Annotated in this window: 16 protein-coding genes; 3 read left to right on the top strand and 13 right to left on the bottom strand. The window is 26.5% G+C overall.

Annotation, left to right across the window (positions count from 1 at the left end):
• The 7 genes from Q0W06_RS16685 to mprF all read right to left on the bottom strand — a co-directional run.
• A partial coding sequence (locus Q0W06_RS16685) for a PTS transporter subunit EIIC (protein WP_297638335.1) occupies positions 1–821 on the bottom strand: 821 nt, incomplete at its 3' end.
• A gap of 478 nt (positions 822–1,299) precedes the next feature.
• Positions 1,300–1,545, bottom strand: a complete 246-nt coding sequence (locus tag Q0W06_RS16680; protein ID WP_297638332.1) for a hypothetical protein — start codon at positions 1,543–1,545, stop codon at positions 1,300–1,302.
• A 126-nt stretch (positions 1,546–1,671) separates the two neighbouring features.
• Complete coding sequence (locus Q0W06_RS16675) at positions 1,672–2,019, bottom strand: hypothetical protein (RefSeq protein ID WP_297638329.1); 348 nt, start codon at positions 2,017–2,019, stop codon at positions 1,672–1,674.
• 216 nt (positions 2,020–2,235) lie between these two features.
• Positions 2,236–2,859, bottom strand: a complete 624-nt coding sequence (locus Q0W06_RS16670) for an HAD-IA family hydrolase (RefSeq protein ID WP_297638326.1) — start codon at positions 2,857–2,859, stop codon at positions 2,236–2,238.
• 321 nt (positions 2,860–3,180) lie between these two features.
• Positions 3,181–4,053: a C39 family peptidase gene (locus Q0W06_RS16665; RefSeq protein ID WP_297638323.1), complete on the bottom strand. Its 873-nt coding sequence runs from the start codon at positions 4,051–4,053 to the stop codon at positions 3,181–3,183.
• 255 nt (positions 4,054–4,308) lie between these two features.
• Positions 4,309–4,518, bottom strand: a complete 210-nt coding sequence (locus Q0W06_RS16660; RefSeq protein ID WP_297638320.1) for a (2Fe-2S)-binding protein — start codon at positions 4,516–4,518, stop codon at positions 4,309–4,311.
• A 15-nt stretch (positions 4,519–4,533) separates the two neighbouring features.
• Positions 4,534–7,071, bottom strand: coding sequence for a bifunctional lysylphosphatidylglycerol flippase/synthetase MprF (mprF, locus tag Q0W06_RS16655; RefSeq protein WP_297638317.1), 2,538 nt, complete (start codon positions 7,069–7,071; stop codon positions 4,534–4,536).
• Between the two features lie 364 nt (positions 7,072–7,435).
• On the opposite strand from mprF, the gene amrA reads away from it, so the two are divergent.
• The 3 genes from amrA (at position 7,436) to Q0W06_RS16640 (ending at position 10,377) form a co-directional block, all read left to right on the top strand.
• Positions 7,436–8,827, top strand: a complete 1,392-nt coding sequence (gene amrA / locus Q0W06_RS16650; protein ID WP_297638314.1) for an AmmeMemoRadiSam system protein A — start codon at positions 7,436–7,438, stop codon at positions 8,825–8,827.
• Positions 8,827–9,720, top strand: a complete 894-nt coding sequence (locus Q0W06_RS16645) for a radical SAM protein (RefSeq protein ID WP_297638311.1) — start codon at positions 8,827–8,829, stop codon at positions 9,718–9,720. Before amrA ends, Q0W06_RS16645 begins: the two co-directional genes overlap by 1 nt.
• A gap of 114 nt (positions 9,721–9,834) precedes the next feature.
• Positions 9,835–10,377, top strand: coding sequence for a phosphohydrolase (locus Q0W06_RS16640; protein WP_297638308.1), 543 nt, complete (start codon positions 9,835–9,837; stop codon positions 10,375–10,377).
• 45 nt (positions 10,378–10,422) lie between these two features.
• Here Q0W06_RS16640 and Q0W06_RS16635 read toward each other — a convergent pair whose 3' ends face one another.
• The 6 genes from Q0W06_RS16635 to Q0W06_RS16610 form a co-directional block, all read right to left on the bottom strand.
• Positions 10,423–10,848 (bottom strand): hypothetical protein, encoded by a 426-nt coding sequence (locus Q0W06_RS16635; protein WP_297638305.1) that lies wholly within the window; start codon positions 10,846–10,848, stop codon positions 10,423–10,425.
• Positions 10,841–11,275 carry a nucleotidyltransferase domain-containing protein gene (locus Q0W06_RS16630; RefSeq protein ID WP_297638302.1) on the bottom strand — a complete coding sequence of 145 codons (435 nt, stop codon included), beginning with the start codon at positions 11,273–11,275 and terminating at the stop codon, positions 10,841–10,843. The genes Q0W06_RS16635 and Q0W06_RS16630 overlap by 8 nt, the downstream gene beginning before the upstream one ends.
• A gap of 97 nt (positions 11,276–11,372) precedes the next feature.
• Entirely contained in the window at positions 11,373–13,280 is a 1,908-nt protein-coding gene (locus tag Q0W06_RS16625; RefSeq protein WP_297638299.1) for an ABC transporter permease, read from the bottom strand.
• A 1-nt stretch (position 13,281) separates the two neighbouring features.
• The gene (locus Q0W06_RS16620) at positions 13,282–13,950 is read right to left on the bottom strand and encodes an ABC transporter ATP-binding protein (RefSeq protein WP_297638296.1); all 669 of its coding nucleotides are present in this window, start codon (positions 13,948–13,950) and stop codon (positions 13,282–13,284) included.
• A 136-nt stretch (positions 13,951–14,086) separates the two neighbouring features.
• A complete protein-coding gene (locus Q0W06_RS16615) occupies positions 14,087–15,007 on the bottom strand; it encodes a HAMP domain-containing sensor histidine kinase (RefSeq protein WP_297638293.1) in 921 nt (306 codons plus the stop codon).
• Positions 15,000–15,640, bottom strand: a 641-nt coding sequence (locus Q0W06_RS16610) for a response regulator transcription factor (protein ID WP_297638290.1), incomplete at its 5' end; no start/stop codon positions are given. The genes Q0W06_RS16610 and Q0W06_RS16615, both read right to left, overlap by 8 nt.

The following is a 15,640-nucleotide window of genomic DNA, read 5'->3' as shown; positions in this document are numbered from 1 at the left end:
TATTTAGCTTTTTCACCATGTTCTATAGCTTGCATGTTTGCTATTGTTAATGGGAATAATACAGCTTGAACTACTGGTAACATCATGTTTGAACCATGTAATCCAAAGAACCAAAGTATGTGAATTACTAAAATTAAGATTAGTACTCCCCATAATGAACTAACAACACCTTGAAGTGGAGTTTGAATCCATTTATTAAATAACGCTGGTAAAATCATTCCTGTATGACATTTTAAATAAAGTTCTTGAAGTATACCTGCTCCTCCAACAACTATCATAGTTGGGAATAATGAAGCAAATGATCTTGCAACTGCTGGTGGTACACCATCTGGCATTTTAATAAGTAATCTTGGATTACCCATTAGCAGACACATTATATGTGAAGCTACAAGTGCTACTACTATTCCTAATAACAATCCATCAGTTCCTAAGAACCCAACGTTTTGAGCTGAACCAATGTTTACTATGAATAGTACTAGAACCCCAACTGATACAACTGCTGCTGCTAAACCATCTTTACCTTTACTTCTAGCAAAATGATAAGCAATTGTGAAACAAACTAGAAGACTCATAATTCCATATGAAGCATTCCATACGTTTCCTCCCCAACCTTTCCAACCTGGTCCAAATACACCACTCATGAAATTAACATAGACATGCCAATTCGTAATGTTATTAACAAGTATTCCAAATGCCCCCATCATAATGATTGGGATAATAGTTACAAATCCATCACGGATAGCTGCTAAATGTGGTTCTGCACCAATTTTTGCCGCTACTGGAACTACGTACTCTTCCATGAAAGCAATAAATTTTTTCATATGTTTACCTCCGTACACTTATTTTCCTTAGTTAAAGTAATATTTTGTTTTCTCGCCATATATCTAGCAATTATCATGCCACTTTGTTTTTTTGTTGCAAATCCTTATTTAATCACGTTTACCTAGCTCTGCACACTGGTTTTTTAAACCTTTTCATTAGCATTAATATTTTATTAATCTATTATCCATTAATTTAATATTTATTATTTATTATTTATTATGTAATCATATACATCAGTTTAAGTTTATGTATTAATTTTACAATAAAACCTTATTCTATTTATATTTATTGTATTTATAATGAATTTTTTAAATGCAACACTGATTTGCACACTTTTTAAATGTGTTTTCTAATATTAGTTTTATTTATTAATTTTTTTTTATTTTTTATTAATTTTATTTTAAAAAACTTTCTCTTCTATATATGTTTTATTTATATAAGGACAAAACTAACCCCAAAAGGAGTTAGTTTTACTCTTTAAACTTCTACTGTTTTTGCATTTACACCTTGAATTGAGTTTAGTTCATCCTTCAATCCTTTTATTTGTTCTACATCATGAACTAATTGTAATAATATAAGTCCATCATTTGAGCATTCAGTAGTCATTGCTTCATGAATCCCTAACCTTACTTTAATAATACATCCAAATTTAGTTAATACCTCTTGTACTCGTGGTGCTACAATATCTCTTGGTGCAATTCTTATTGCCATAATATGAATCATTTTATATCACTCCTTTTTCTTTATATTTTGTATTTTGAAAAAAATTATTCATTTAAAGTATGATATAAAATAATAAACTTTAAACCTATAATAAAAAAAGATGCAATTTGCACCTTTTATAATCTATTAAATAATATAGCTCATTATAAGAAAACTTATTCCTAACATAGCAATCATTAAAGAACTCTTCTCTACTCTAAAGCTTTCTATTAACTTTTTGCTATCTTTCTCCATAATCTTAACATCATCATTTACACTAGTTAATCCATTGTGATCTATATTTATCCATAAATCATTAGCTCTATTACCCATTATAGATAGCACACCTATAATACTAATGATAAGTCCCTCTACAAATAAAACATCTTTAAAGTAAAAACCAAACCCTAAGCTAAAAAATAATGATATCAACAAAACTAAAATTATTCCTTCAACTAAAATTAACGAGTTCTTCTTCATACTCATATCATTCATACTAGTCAACTCCTCTGGTTCTTTATACTTTATTATATTCCCACAGTTTAACATTTGTAACCTTTTTTTCTTTAATCTACAGATAATAAAGAAAATATGTTTTTCTCTTATAAACAAAAGATGTTTATTGATACTATAATATCTAAATCTTTTCTCATTTATTAACTTATCAATAAAAGTATATTTTTTTTATTTTATATTTCCCAACTTTTATTTTTAGATGAATTTTAATATCTCTTTTGGGTTAGATAGATTATAGTCAGCATCTATTCCTTCTATTGTGTAAGCTCCCCACAATGCTAATGCAAAGTCTATTCCAGCCATTCTTGTCGCCCTATAATCTGCTATAGTATCACCTATATATATAATATCACTTGCTTTTACATCTAAATTTTCCATTACTTTTAAAATTGGCTCTGGATGTGGTTTATGATTCTCTGTATCCTCAGCTAAAACAGCATTTTTTATATATTTTTGAAGTCCTGTAGAACAGAAATCAATTTCATATTGTTTTTTAGTTTTAGAACTAGATATACATGATACTACTCCACTTTCATTTAATATTTGTAAAACTTCATTAAATCCTTCATATAATTTCGCACCAACCTCATATTCATTTACATAGGTTACCCACTTATCATATGCTTGGTCTATTTTATTAAATCCTAATAATTTTAAAGTCTGTTTTCCTGGATAGGCTCTATACTTTAATAATTTTTCATAGGCTATATCTTTTCCTAGCTCCTCTTTAATTAATCTTCGTAATGGCACAATATTCATTTCTTCTGTATCTAGTATCGTTCCATCTAAATCAAATATTATACATTTATATTTTTTCATTTTTCTCTCCCCTTATTTACATATCTAAATATAGTATATCGTCTTTATATTACTAGTCAATATTCCAATTTATTCCTCAAAATAAAAAAGCTTACTTCACTAGCAAGCTTTTTTATTTAATTCAATTTAATTATTTCCTTTAACAGCTCCAGCTATTAGTGATAATAATCCTAATATTGGTATTATAAACACTACTACTGCTGGTAACCATAATATCATTTGAAGTAAACTCATTTCTATCACCTCTATTTCATATTATATCCAACAATCGTGTATTTCATTTTTCAACACCTTTAATATTATGTTAAAACTATCCTGTATTTAAGCTTTTTTAAAGGCCCATAATCCTCTACTCTCTTTCATGAAAATATCCAAACTCCATGTTTCTTTACTTTTAACTATACTATCTGGATCATTTACAATAACTTTTCCATCTGCCGTAATACCTGTTAAAACTATAAAATGTCCTGTTTTAGTAAAAACTCCCGGTCCTACACAATCTATTATAGGTATTCCATTTTTCAAATCTTCTTCAATAACTTTTCTTGATAATTGAACTTCTTCAGCCTTAACCCCATAATGTGGTGGAATATCAGTCATCATTGACCACTTACTTCCTTCTCCATTTACATAAAATCCATTACTCTGGGCATAATCTGCTATAACTTTCGGATTTATATTTGTATCACCTGTAAGTCCTACTAAAACCATAGCTAATGCTGTTGGTCCACATCCATTAACAGCTATGTAATTATTTCCATACTTATCATACCCCCATTTCTCATCCCATTGAATAAATAATGGAATTTTTCCTTTTTCATATAAGTTATCTATATTAATTTTAGTATTTTGATAATACTCATGCACAAATGGATAATCATATACAAAATTTATTGCTTCTTTATTATAAGATGCTAGTTTAACCAATTCCTTTGGATATAAATTTAAATTTGCTAATATATCTTTTATTTTCTCATTACTATCTTCTTTTCTTAAAATCTCTATATATCTTTCTTTTGAGTCATATACCCATTTTGGTATTTCTGTATTTAACTTTATATTTTTTCTGATCTGAACTTGTCCTTTATTTACTCCAACTTCATTTTTTCTAGTTGCTGCCATTGCTACCTTTGCTCCAGCTAAAACAACTATTATTAGTGTAAAGATTATTATTATTTTTTTATTTCTCCCCATATTTACTCCCCAAATTATCTTTAATTATCGATAATTTTATCATTAGTTACTTCTATAATTAATTAAATATTTTTCATACAAATTATACTATAATTTAATTTCATAAATCTGTATAATCTATTACATTTCTATTTTCTTTCTAATTTTTTATTCTATTTTTAGAAAAAATTTTTTTCACTCCACTTTCTAGTTATTTTTAAATTTAATGCTTACATCCATTTTATATAAAAAAAAACACACTTGCGTGTGTTTTTTTTATTTATTTTTTTCAAGTATTTCTTCTATTTTAGCTCTACATCTCTTCCCCTTGCACATTCCAAGTCCTGCCCCTGTTTTTTGGGTAAGAGTTTCATAAGTATCATTTCCTTCTTTTATTGCTTTTACTAACTCTTCTTCTGTTATTTTTTTACACTTACAAATATACTCTTTCTCTTCTCCACCAAATAAACTTTTAAATAATCCCATTTTTATTCCTCCAAATTATAACTTTTCTTTATTTTTTTCTGATCTTGATACGATTAAATTTGCTTGTAAAGTCGTTAAAGGAAGTTTAATTTTACTCTTATATGCTAGAAATTTTGGCTGCCATCTGTGAGCATATTTGGCTTTAAATTTTCTAAGTCCATCAAATGAATAAATTCCTTTTCCATATAGATATATTTGACATGCAATTCTCTCACTTAAAAACGAATATTTTGATGTTCCTACATTTGATAATGGTGCTACTCCAAAATCAAAATTTTCATATCCTTTTTCTTTTCCCCATTCCATTACTTTTACAAACATATAATCCATAACTCCTCTAGGATTATGCTTTGTAAAACGCATTAAGTCAGAACAAAGTTTTTTATTTTCTCCGTAACTTGGCATTAATGTCACAAATGCTTTTAACACGCCCTTATCATCTCTTACTAATCCAACAGGACCCTTTTTTATATACTCTTCATCAAAAAAGCCTATTGAAAATCCCATTTCATTTCTGCCATCTAACCATTCATCAGATATTATTTTTAATTCTTTTAAAACATCATTATTTATATTTTCTTCAACTATTTCAAAGCTATACCCAGCTTTATTTATTTTGTTGCAACAAGTTCTAACCTTTTGCATCTTTTGCCCTGCAATAGTGAATTTATCTAAATCAACAATAGCTGCTTCTCCTACTTTTAAAAACTCATATCCAAATTCATGAAGTATACCAAACATCTTACTACTTACTTCAAAGAAAATCGGTGTATATCCATAGCTGTCTACGAAATCATAAAACTCTTCAATAAATCCTCCCATATTCTCTATTTCTCCCAATGGATTTCCAAGGACAAATACTTTATTAGACATAATAGAATATTGAATCATACATTCATATTTTTCAGAAATATATATATACTTATCTCTTAAATATATTAAGTGTGTAAGTGATGTACCATTATATTTTGATAATATATTTTTTACTTCATCTTCACAATCTTCTAATTTCTTTTTAGGCATCTTATTAGTATATTTACCTATATAATACATTACTACCATGAAAGTTATCCCTAAAATAAGCCCTAATGTACTTGAACTTATTAAATCTCTATATTCAAAATTCAATCTCTTAAATATAAATGGAAGTGTATATAACTTAAATGGATAATTTAAATATATACCTATTAAATATACTACCCATAATCCTACTAAAAGAATTAGATTAACTAACATTCTTTCTAAGCTTACAATAAAGCTTTCCCGTGTAAATGCTTTTCGACTTAAAATAATTACTATAAATACAATTATTAAATATGTTACCGCAATTAAATTAAAAGATCTAAAAATTGTTAGTAAAGTTCCTATTATTAAAAATATAACTGTTAAGTAATAGACTATCTTTGCCCTAGTTTTTATAAGTGCTGCCATTACTATAAGTAAAAATCCAACTATTATCACTAAAAACTTCGGAAAATGCATCTCTGTATTATCACTTAAAAATTTCAGTTCTTTAACTCTATATACCACACCTGGAATAGCGTTACTTAAAAGTAGAGCCACTCCTGATAAAAATACAAGTAATCTTAAAATAGTAAAACTTATAGATGTATATGCAAGAGAAAAAATTTCTTTTGTTCTCTTATTGCTTCTTATCCAAAACTCATGTATTAAAAGAATACCTGCTATTGCTAATGGTACTATGTAATATGCAAGTCTATATAAAAACACCGAAAATAATGCTACTTCTTTCGGTACCCCAATAGAGCTAAGTCCAATTAACATAGATAAATCAAATGCTCCTACAGCACCTGGTAACATACTTACTATCCCTATTAACATTGCTATTATAAATACTGGGAAAAATGCTCCAAAAGTTACATTCAATCCTAAAATTTTAATTATAGAATAAAAAAGTCCTATGGATAATCCCCAATCTAATAGTGATGATATAACTATTCCTAAGGTAAATTTCCCTTCAGTTGCAGTATTATTTTTCTTATTCTTATAAGCAATATATATTAAAATTCCTGGAATATATAATGCTATTATAAATGCACAAATATTACCAAAATTAAATATATCATTTCCTCTTACATAAAATATCAAATATAATATTGCTAAAATCGATAATCCCGAAGGATTCAAAATTGAAATTTTAGATACTTCTACTAAAAGTTTCTTTTTATCTTCTTGCTCATTTTTATAAAAATATGTTCTTAAGCTTATTCCTGCTGCATCACCAAGTCCAGCAACTATTGTAATTGCATTTACTATAAATCCATATTTTAAAATTCGCTTATTTGAAATATTAAATCCCAATTTTCTTTTTATTAAATAATCATATAAACACATAGGTGAAAATGCAATAATACCTAATATAATTATGAAAACTAAGCTTCCAAAATACATATTTTTAAGGCTTTTTTCTAATACTTTCATATTAAAATCACCCATAAAGCCTCTAATCCCTAAGACAAGTAGTATAACTAAAAGTATACCAAATAGTACCTTAAGAGTAGTCACAACCTTTTTTTTCTTTAGTAACTTCATTTCTTTTACCTCTTCTTTTTATTTACAACCTTAGTATTTCTTATAGAATTATATTTTATAAAATACTTTCTATAAAATCCCCCTAAAAAGAATTTTAATATATTATTTTAAATTAAATATTACTTTTACTTTAAAATAGTTTATTAATATAATACCATTAAATTTCTTTTTGTTGAAAACAATATCTTACTTTTAATCCTTTTCAATCTAAGACTTTCTTAGTTCTTTCTATCAATCGCTATTTATTTTTCACTTATATTGGTTTAATTTAATCATTTCATAATATAAATTAAAATTTTCGGGATAACTATTAATTTTAGTGGAATAGTATAGTTAAATATACTTTTATAAGGAGGCCTTTACATTGATTAATTATTTTTTAATGCCACATCCACCAATTGCTCTTCCTCAAATTGGGAAAGGTGAAGAGAAAAAAATTCAAAATACTATAGATGCTTTTAATAGGGCTTTCACTGAAATCGAAAGCTTTAATCCACAAACATTAATTATAATTTCTCCTCATGGAACACTTTTTAGAGATGCTTTTTCTATTTATGCTGAACCATTTATTACTGGAGACTTTAAAAAATTTAACGTAAATGATTTATTTTTTAAATATGAAATAGATTTAGATTTGACATTTAAAATTATAGATAAATGTCGCGAAAATAACTTACCTATAGTTCCATTAACTACAAATATCTCTGAAGAATATAATATACCACTAACTTTAGATCACGGCTCAATGGTTCCTCTTTACTTTTATAAAAATACAAATAATGCAAAACTCATTCATATTACCTATAGTCTTTTATCAAAATTTGATCATATAAAATTCGGAAATTTCATAAAAGAAGTTATTTCAGAAACTAACAAAAATACTGTGGTCATTGCTTCAGGTGATTTATCTCATTGCCTCACTCTAGATGGACTTTATCCATATTCACCGTCTGGTACTCTTTTTGATAATACTCTTATCGAAAATTTAAAATCTGGTGACTTAGAAACTGCATTAAATATACATGGAAAACTTCTAAGTGAAGCTTCTGAATGTGGAATGCGTTCTTTATATATTCTTGGTGGAATTTTAGGTACTAAAACTATCCAGTCTGAGTTATATAGTTATGAAGGCCCTTTTGGTGTTGGGTATGCTGTTATGAAATTTTCTGAGGGTTCCGGAGACCTTCTAGGCTCTATAAAGGAAAACCTCAATACTTTACATATAAAAAAACTTAATAATCCTCAAACTCCTTATACTTCTTTAGCAAGAAGAGCTTTAGATTACTATTTTAAATCTAAAAAAATCTTAGATTTAGATAGTATTGATACCTCTTCTATTCCTAACATAAAAAAAGGAGTATTTGTATCTATTTATACAAATGGGAATTTACGTGGTTGTGTTGGAACTACATCTCCTACAACTTCTTGTATCGCTAATGAAATTGCTACAAATAGTCTAAGTGCAGCTTTTAAAGACCCAAGATTTTCACCATTGACGTACAGTGAACTTTTAGAGTCTACAATTTCTATTTACCTTTTAAATGAAAGTGAAAAAACTACTTTTGAAAAGCTAGATCCTAAAGTATATGGTGTTATTGTTAAAGCTAACGGAAAAACTGGTCTTTTACTTCCTAATTTAGAGGGTATTACTACTAGTTTAGAACAAGTCCATATAGCTAAAGCTAAAGGTGGTATTGTAGATGACGATGGAGAAATAGCTTTAGAAAGATTTACAGTAGAAAGGTTTGAGGAATAATGGAATGTTATTTTTATAAAAAAGATGATGATAAATTAAGGTGTTCTCTTTGCCCCCATAATTGCCTTATAAAAAAAGAGCACACAGGAGTATGTGGAGTAAGGAAAGCTGTTCTTTCTGATAATGAATTAAAATTAGTTTCATTGAATTATGGAGAAGTAACTTCTATAAGTTTAGATCCTATAGAAAAGAAACCTTTAATAAATTTTTATCCTAATTCTCAAATTTTATCTATAGGTTCTTTTGGATGCAACTTTAAATGTTCCTTTTGCCAAAACTATAGTATTTCTCAATATAAATCAGAAAGCAAACATATAGATATAATTGAAATGACAGATTTCGTCTTAAATATGGATAATAACTTAGGCCTTGCTTTTACTTATAATGAACCTACCATTTGGTACGAATACGTTTTTCAATTAGCTAAAAATATAAAAGAAAAAGATAGTTCTAAAAAAATAGTTTTAGTTACAAATGGTTTTATAAATGAAGCACCATTTCTAAAATTACTTCCTTTTATCGATGCTTTAAATATTGATTTGAAAGGTAATGCTAACTATTATCAAAATATATGTTTTGGCCTATTAGAACCTGTTAAAAATACTATACGACTTGCTTATGAATATAAAAAGCATATAGAACTTACCTTGCTTCTTGTTCCAAATCAAAATACTGATAAACAAACTTTAAAAGATATAGGAGAATTTATCCAAAATATAGATAGAACTATTCCTCTTCATCTTTCACGATATTTTCCTAGGTATAAAATGATTGAAGAGCCCACTAGTTTAGAATTAATAAAATCCTCTTATAATTTTCTTAAAGATTATTTAGATAATATAATCCTTGGAAATCTTACTGACCATGAAAAAGAATATATTTATACTGATTAATTTTCAAACTCCTTCGGGAGTTTTTTCTATTTAATCAAAACTTAAATCTTCTCTACTTGACCTTATAGGTTCATGCTGTTATGTTAAATATAGAAAGTATAAAGGAGTTTTATAATGCCAAATAGTATAAAAACATATTCAAAAATAAAAATTAACCCATTAAATCCAGATTCAAATTTAATTTTAATAGATGATATCGCTCACTCACTATCCCTTATGTGTAGAGCAAATGGCCATGTGTCTGATTTCTTTTCAGTTGCACAACATAGCATTTGCTGTGCTGAAGAAGCTATCTCTAGAGGATATTCAAAGAGAGTTGCCTTAGCTCTTCTTTTACATGATGGAAGTGAAGCTTATTTAGCTGATATAACAAGACCTGTTAAAAAGAGTCTTACATTCTATTTAGAAGTAGAAGAAAATCTTCAAGATACTATCTATAGAAAATACTTAGGTTCTGATTTAACAGAAGATGAAAAAATGAAGCTTTCTGTAGTAGATGATGCTATTTTATACCATGAACTTTTAATATTTATGGATGAAAAATTAGATTTTGAAGATACAGAATTAAAATCTACACCAAACTTCTCTTTTGAACCTTTTAAAGAAGTAGAAGATAAATTTAAAGAACTTTTTGAAAAATTAACAGCTTCATTATAAAAAATACCCTCCAGTAGAAGTCTCTTCTGGCGGGTATTTTTCATACTATTTTAGATAGCTTTTTATATATTCTTCCATCTTATTTTTTATCTCTGTATTATTTTCAAGGAATTCTAAAATCTCTTCAATTTTTGGTTGCTTATATCTATGTCCTATTCTATTTCTTAAAAGTCTTGCTGTATTTAAATAATTTGTTATTTCTTCTGTCAATATTTTTTCTTCATTGAGCTTTTTTATTGCCCCATCTACAGTCATTCCAATCTTATAAAGATTATATTCCTTTAGTAACATTGATATAAAATCTTCATATAAAATAAATAGACTAAGATATTTATATTTTAAGCTATTAGAAAATTCTGTTTTCATTTCCCTATCATCTATATATTTTTTAAATAATCTTATAGATTTATCAATTTCTCTACTTTCTTGTTCTAAATCATATATAAGCTTTTTTAATTTATCTTTATTCATCGTATAAAACCACCCTATCTAATCTGCTCCAAAATTCATTATTTTCCTTATATATTTGATCATATTTATTAAATGCTATATCATAATTTTTATCTTTTAATATTACTAAATCACTATTTAAGGCTTCTATCTTAATTATATTGTCAATTTCATCATCATTAATATCAATAAAGTCTATACTTCTATTTAAAAGTTCTTCTAGTTCTAAAGAGATTTTCAAATCCACACTTGATTTTATTTTTTCATCTCCAATTACTGCTATATCTATGTCTGATTCTTCATTGAATCCATTTTTTGATAAACTTCCAAATACAATAACATTATTTATATTGTTATTTAAAAATATACTTTTAAACTCATCACTATATATTATCTTTAATATCTCTTCTTTAGACTTTTCTCCAATAATATTTCTTCCAAAACTCAAATTCCTAAGCCTCCTTTAACCTATACTCATTTACATTATATCCTACACTTATTCCTTTATACAATCATATTCTCTATCTCCAAAAGCTACTTAACTCTTAATATTCCTCTAATCTCTCTGTTAAAGATTCTTTATTTAATATGTTTTTTAGCATATCTCTTTTAAATACTATCATTATTAAATAAATTAATCCTAATATCATTAAGACTGAAATCCCTACTGCTCCTAAACTAAAGCTTCCATAGATAGGTATCATTTTAGGAATAAAAAATGCTGTAATTAAACTTAATGGTATTATTAATATTATTGAAAATATTAAATAATATCTTCCTTCATATTCTAAAAGTCTCTTTAACATTCTTCTTTCCATTCCTATAGCTTCTAAACTAGAAAATTCTCTTTTTCTTTGTACTAAATCTGTTATAGCTATATTTACCATATTTAAAATTGCTATTGCTAAAAATATAATTACTCCTAAAAATACGCCACTTAATATTCCAGTTTTTAAATTTCTTACTCCATCTTTAAATTCTTCTACTCCTTTTATAGAACCCTTTCCTTTAAAGATTTCTTTTGCTTCCTCTAATACTATATTTCTATTATTTTTTTCTACATCTACTACTATTTTATTTGGTAATATTTTTTCTAATAGAAGATCTTCTAAATTTTCTTTTGATACTGTTAATATACCTAAGCTTGTAGATATATACTTCTCTCCATCATCTCCTATTATAGCCATCACTTCAAACTCTTTATTTCTTAAACCCTTATTTAAGGTTATCTTATCTCCTACCTTTAATCCATTTTCTATATTTCTATTTTCTCTATTTAAAATTATATAATTTCCTTCACTAAACTTTTCTAAATCTATTTTTCCTTCAATTACTTTTATTCTATCTAAATTTCTTTTTAACATTTCTTTAGACATTCCCGTAATTACAGTATTTATACTATTATCAAAAGCCTCAAAGTTATATCCACTTTCATATTTAATAAATTCTTTTTCCATTGCATTTTTATTTACTTCTACCTTAGATTTAGCCGTAAAAAACCTTTCTTCTTGCTCATATCCACTAAAAGTAATATTAATATCTTTTATACCTTCTAGTTTTTCTAACTTTTCTATGTCTTCCCTCTCTATTTTGCTATCCATATAGTATCCGATATCTATATCTCCCATAATATATCTTCTCACATGCTCTTCTACATCTAATCCAATCATTATTATCATTCCTGCTGATAATAATGTAGAACTTAATGCAATTGATAAAACTGATGCAATAACCTTCTTTTTATTTTTTATCATATTTTCTTTAGCCATATTTTTTATTCTAGAACCATTTCTAGTTTTTTTAGTTTTTCTTTTATATTCAAAATCACCTATTACATTATGTTTAATAGCTTCTACTGCTGAAATTTTTTCTAACATTTTAACTGGCTTTCTTATACTTATCCATAATGTTATTATTGTGAATATTATTCCTATAGTACTCGGCCAAATATAATTATTAAAATCTATATATTCAAAAATTATAGTTTCTTTTAGTGATAACTGAGCTATTATTCTTCCTAAAAAAAGTCCTAATATAACTCCAAATGGAATACCGACTATGGAAACTCTAAATCCTAATTTATAGATTAACTTTCTTAATTGTTTTTGAGTGCAACCTAAAGTTTTAAGCTGCCCATAGAACCTTATATCATTAATTATAGAAATATAAAATATATTATATATAATTAAATATCCACTTCCTACTACAATAAAGCTTAGAAAAACTACTCCTATTAAAGCCATTAAATGATCATAAGAATATACTCCTAACTTTTCTTTTTCTAAACTTATTTTAAAAAGTCCATCATACATAGTAAGTCCAACATATGAAACTGTAGTCAGTAAAAGAGTAGTTAAAAATACAGACATTAAAATAAATTTATTTCTTCTTTTATCATTTTTCAAGAGATTATTTGATAGAGTTTTAAGTTCATTGTTATTCTTAAGTAGCATCTTAATTTCCTCCCACTATTTTTCCATCTTCAATTCTGATTATTCTATCAGCCATCTGTGCCACTTTTTCATTATGAGTAATCATTATAATAGTTTGAGAAAATCTTTTACTTGTCATTTTCAAAAGTCCTAAAACTTCATTTTCAGTCTTTCCATCTAAGCTTCCTGTAGGTTCATCAGCTAAAATTATAGAAGGCTTTGTTATAAGAGCTCGTCCTATTGCAACTCTTTGTCTTTGCCCTCCTGAAAGATTGTTTGGAAGATAGTTTAATTTATTTTTAATCCCTAAGGTTTCTATAATAGAATTAAAATATTCTTTATCAACTTCCTCACCATCTAGTTCTAATGGAAGTACTATATTCTCCTTAACATTTAATATAGACATAAGATTATAATTTTGAAAAATAAAACCTATATTTCTTCTTCTAAATATAGTTTTTTCATCCTCATTCATCTTTAAAATATCTTTCTTATCAATTATTATTTCACCACTAGTTTCTTTATCTAATCCTCCTAAAAGATTTAAAAGAGTAGTTTTCCCTGAACCTGAAGTTCCAACTATAGCTAAAAATTCACCTCTTTTAACATCTAAATTTATCCCATCAACTGCTTTAACAAGTATTTCTCCTTTTCCATAGTATTTTTTTAAATTTTCTACCTTTAATATCATTCTCATTCACTCCCTTTAGTTTACCCAGTTATTAAGATAATTCTCTTATATAACTTTTGGCTATCCTCTAATAAAATTCTACCTCTTTTATAGGTTAAACTTCCTCACAGTCCTGTCATATTTTTTAGTTTAAATATCACAGTTTTGTTATATTTAAAAGATAAACTCTAAAAGTGCTTCCTTTTCCCTTTATTGATTCTACTTTTATAAACCCTTCTACCTCGTCTACTATATTTCTCGCTAAATAAAGTCCTATTCCAACTCCTTCAATATGATATACATCATCTTCTCTAAAAAATCTTTTAAAGATATTGTTTATATTTTCTTCTCTTATTCCAATTCCATAGTCTTTTATCTCTATATAAGAAAATATTTCACCTTTTTCTATACTTATATTCATAGTAGAATTTTTACTACTATATTTAATTCCATTTTCTATTATGTTAAGTAACGCTTCCTTTAACCATTTATTATCACCTAAAACTAAGATATCCTTTAAATTCAAATTGAAAGTTATCTTCTTTTCATCAGCTCTACTTACAGCTCTATCTAATACTTCTAATGCTATTTCCTTTAAATTAACCTCTTCTTTTTTTATTTTTAAAATTCCATTTTCAAGTCTTGATGATTTAATCAAAGCTTCCATAAGAAAATTAAGCTTCTCTTCTTCTTCTAAAACTAAACTTAAAAATCTTTCTCTTTGCTCCTTTTCTAAATCTCTATTTAACATAGTTTCTGTATAAAGCTTTATATTTGCTAATGGAGTCTTTACTCCATGTGATATATCACTTACTAAACTTTGAATATTTTCTTTATCTTTTTCAACAATCTCTTTTTTTACTTTTAAAGTATCACAAAGCTTTTTTAATTTATGTTCCACCTTTGATAAAATAGTTTCATTATTAGGATTAAATTCCACTTCCTCATTTCTTATAATTTTCTCAATTATAAAACTAACCCTTTCAGAAAACATATTTAATTCTCTTTTTACTTTTATAAAAAAAATCAGATTAAAAACAATAAGTATTATCCCTAGTACTAAAATAAAATTACTCATTTCTTAAACTCCACATATACCCTTTTCCATAAATAGTTTTAATAGCATTAGACTTTAATTTCCCCCTAATTCTATTTATATTTACAGTTAAAGCATGTTCTTCAATAAATTCTATGTCCTCATCCCAAAGATAAGATAATAAATCTTCTCTCTTTACAATCTTGTCCTCTTCTAACAGTAGTTTTTTTACTATTTTAAACTCAATTGGAGATAATGAAATTTCTACATCCTCTTTATAAAAACTCATCTTTTCTAAATCTAACAAGCAATCTCCACTTCTCAGACTTTCTTTCTTCCTTCTTCTTAAAAGAGCTATTACTCTCTGAGTTAAAATACCAATACTAAAAGGCTTTGTTACATAATCATCTCCACCAACTTTAAAGCCTCTAATTTGATCCATTTCCATATCATTAGCCGTTAAAAATATTATTGGTATAGTAGATGTTTCTCTAATCTCTTTGCAAAAATCAAAACCATTTCCATCTGGCAAATTAATATCTAAAATAATTAAATCTATTTTTTCATCTTTTAATACTATTCTTCCTTCTTTTAAGCTATTTCCACTAAAACATATAAAACCATCAAGTTCTAAATTAAATTTAATTCCCTCATTTATTCTTTTATCATCTTCTA

Source organism: uncultured Clostridium sp. (assembly GCF_947072515.1).
Classification (GTDB): Bacteria; Bacillota; Clostridia; order Clostridiales; family Clostridiaceae; genus Clostridium.
The sequence above is the reverse complement of the archived record's forward strand: the minus strand, read 5'-3'. Positions and strand labels throughout refer to the sequence as shown.

Excerpts from the sequence above, each read along its gene's own strand:
- Q0W06_RS16625 (WP_297638299.1), bottom strand. The coding sequence starts at position 13,280 with ATGCTACTTAAGAATAACAATGAACTTAAAACTCTATCAAATAATCTC.
- Q0W06_RS16675 (WP_297638329.1), bottom strand. The coding sequence starts at position 2,019 with ATGAATGATATGAGTATGAAGAAGAACTCGTTAATTTTAGTTGAAGGA.
- Q0W06_RS16640 (WP_297638308.1), top strand. The coding sequence starts at position 9,835 with ATGCCAAATAGTATAAAAACATATTCAAAAATAAAAATTAACCCATTA.
- Q0W06_RS16635 (WP_297638305.1), bottom strand. The coding sequence starts at position 10,848 with ATGAATAAAGATAAATTAAAAAAGCTTATATATGATTTAGAACAAGAA.
- Q0W06_RS16680 (WP_297638332.1), bottom strand. The coding sequence starts at position 1,545 with ATGATTCATATTATGGCAATAAGAATTGCACCAAGAGATATTGTAGCA.
- Q0W06_RS16660 (WP_297638320.1), bottom strand. The coding sequence starts at position 4,518 with ATGGGATTATTTAAAAGTTTATTTGGTGGAGAAGAGAAAGAGTATATT.
- Q0W06_RS16670 (WP_297638326.1), bottom strand. The coding sequence starts at position 2,859 with ATGAAAAAATATAAATGTATAATATTTGATTTAGATGGAACGATACTA.
- Q0W06_RS16665 (WP_297638323.1), bottom strand. The coding sequence starts at position 4,053 with ATGGGGAGAAATAAAAAAATAATAATAATCTTTACACTAATAATAGTT.
- Q0W06_RS16620 (WP_297638296.1), bottom strand. The coding sequence starts at position 13,950 with ATGATATTAAAGGTAGAAAATTTAAAAAAATACTATGGAAAAGGAGAA.
- Q0W06_RS16645 (WP_297638311.1), top strand. The coding sequence starts at position 8,827 with ATGGAATGTTATTTTTATAAAAAAGATGATGATAAATTAAGGTGTTCT.
- mprF (WP_297638317.1), bottom strand. The coding sequence starts at position 7,071 with ATGAAGTTACTAAAGAAAAAAAAGGTTGTGACTACTCTTAAGGTACTA.
- Q0W06_RS16615 (WP_297638293.1), bottom strand. The coding sequence starts at position 15,007 with ATGAGTAATTTTATTTTAGTACTAGGGATAATACTTATTGTTTTTAAT.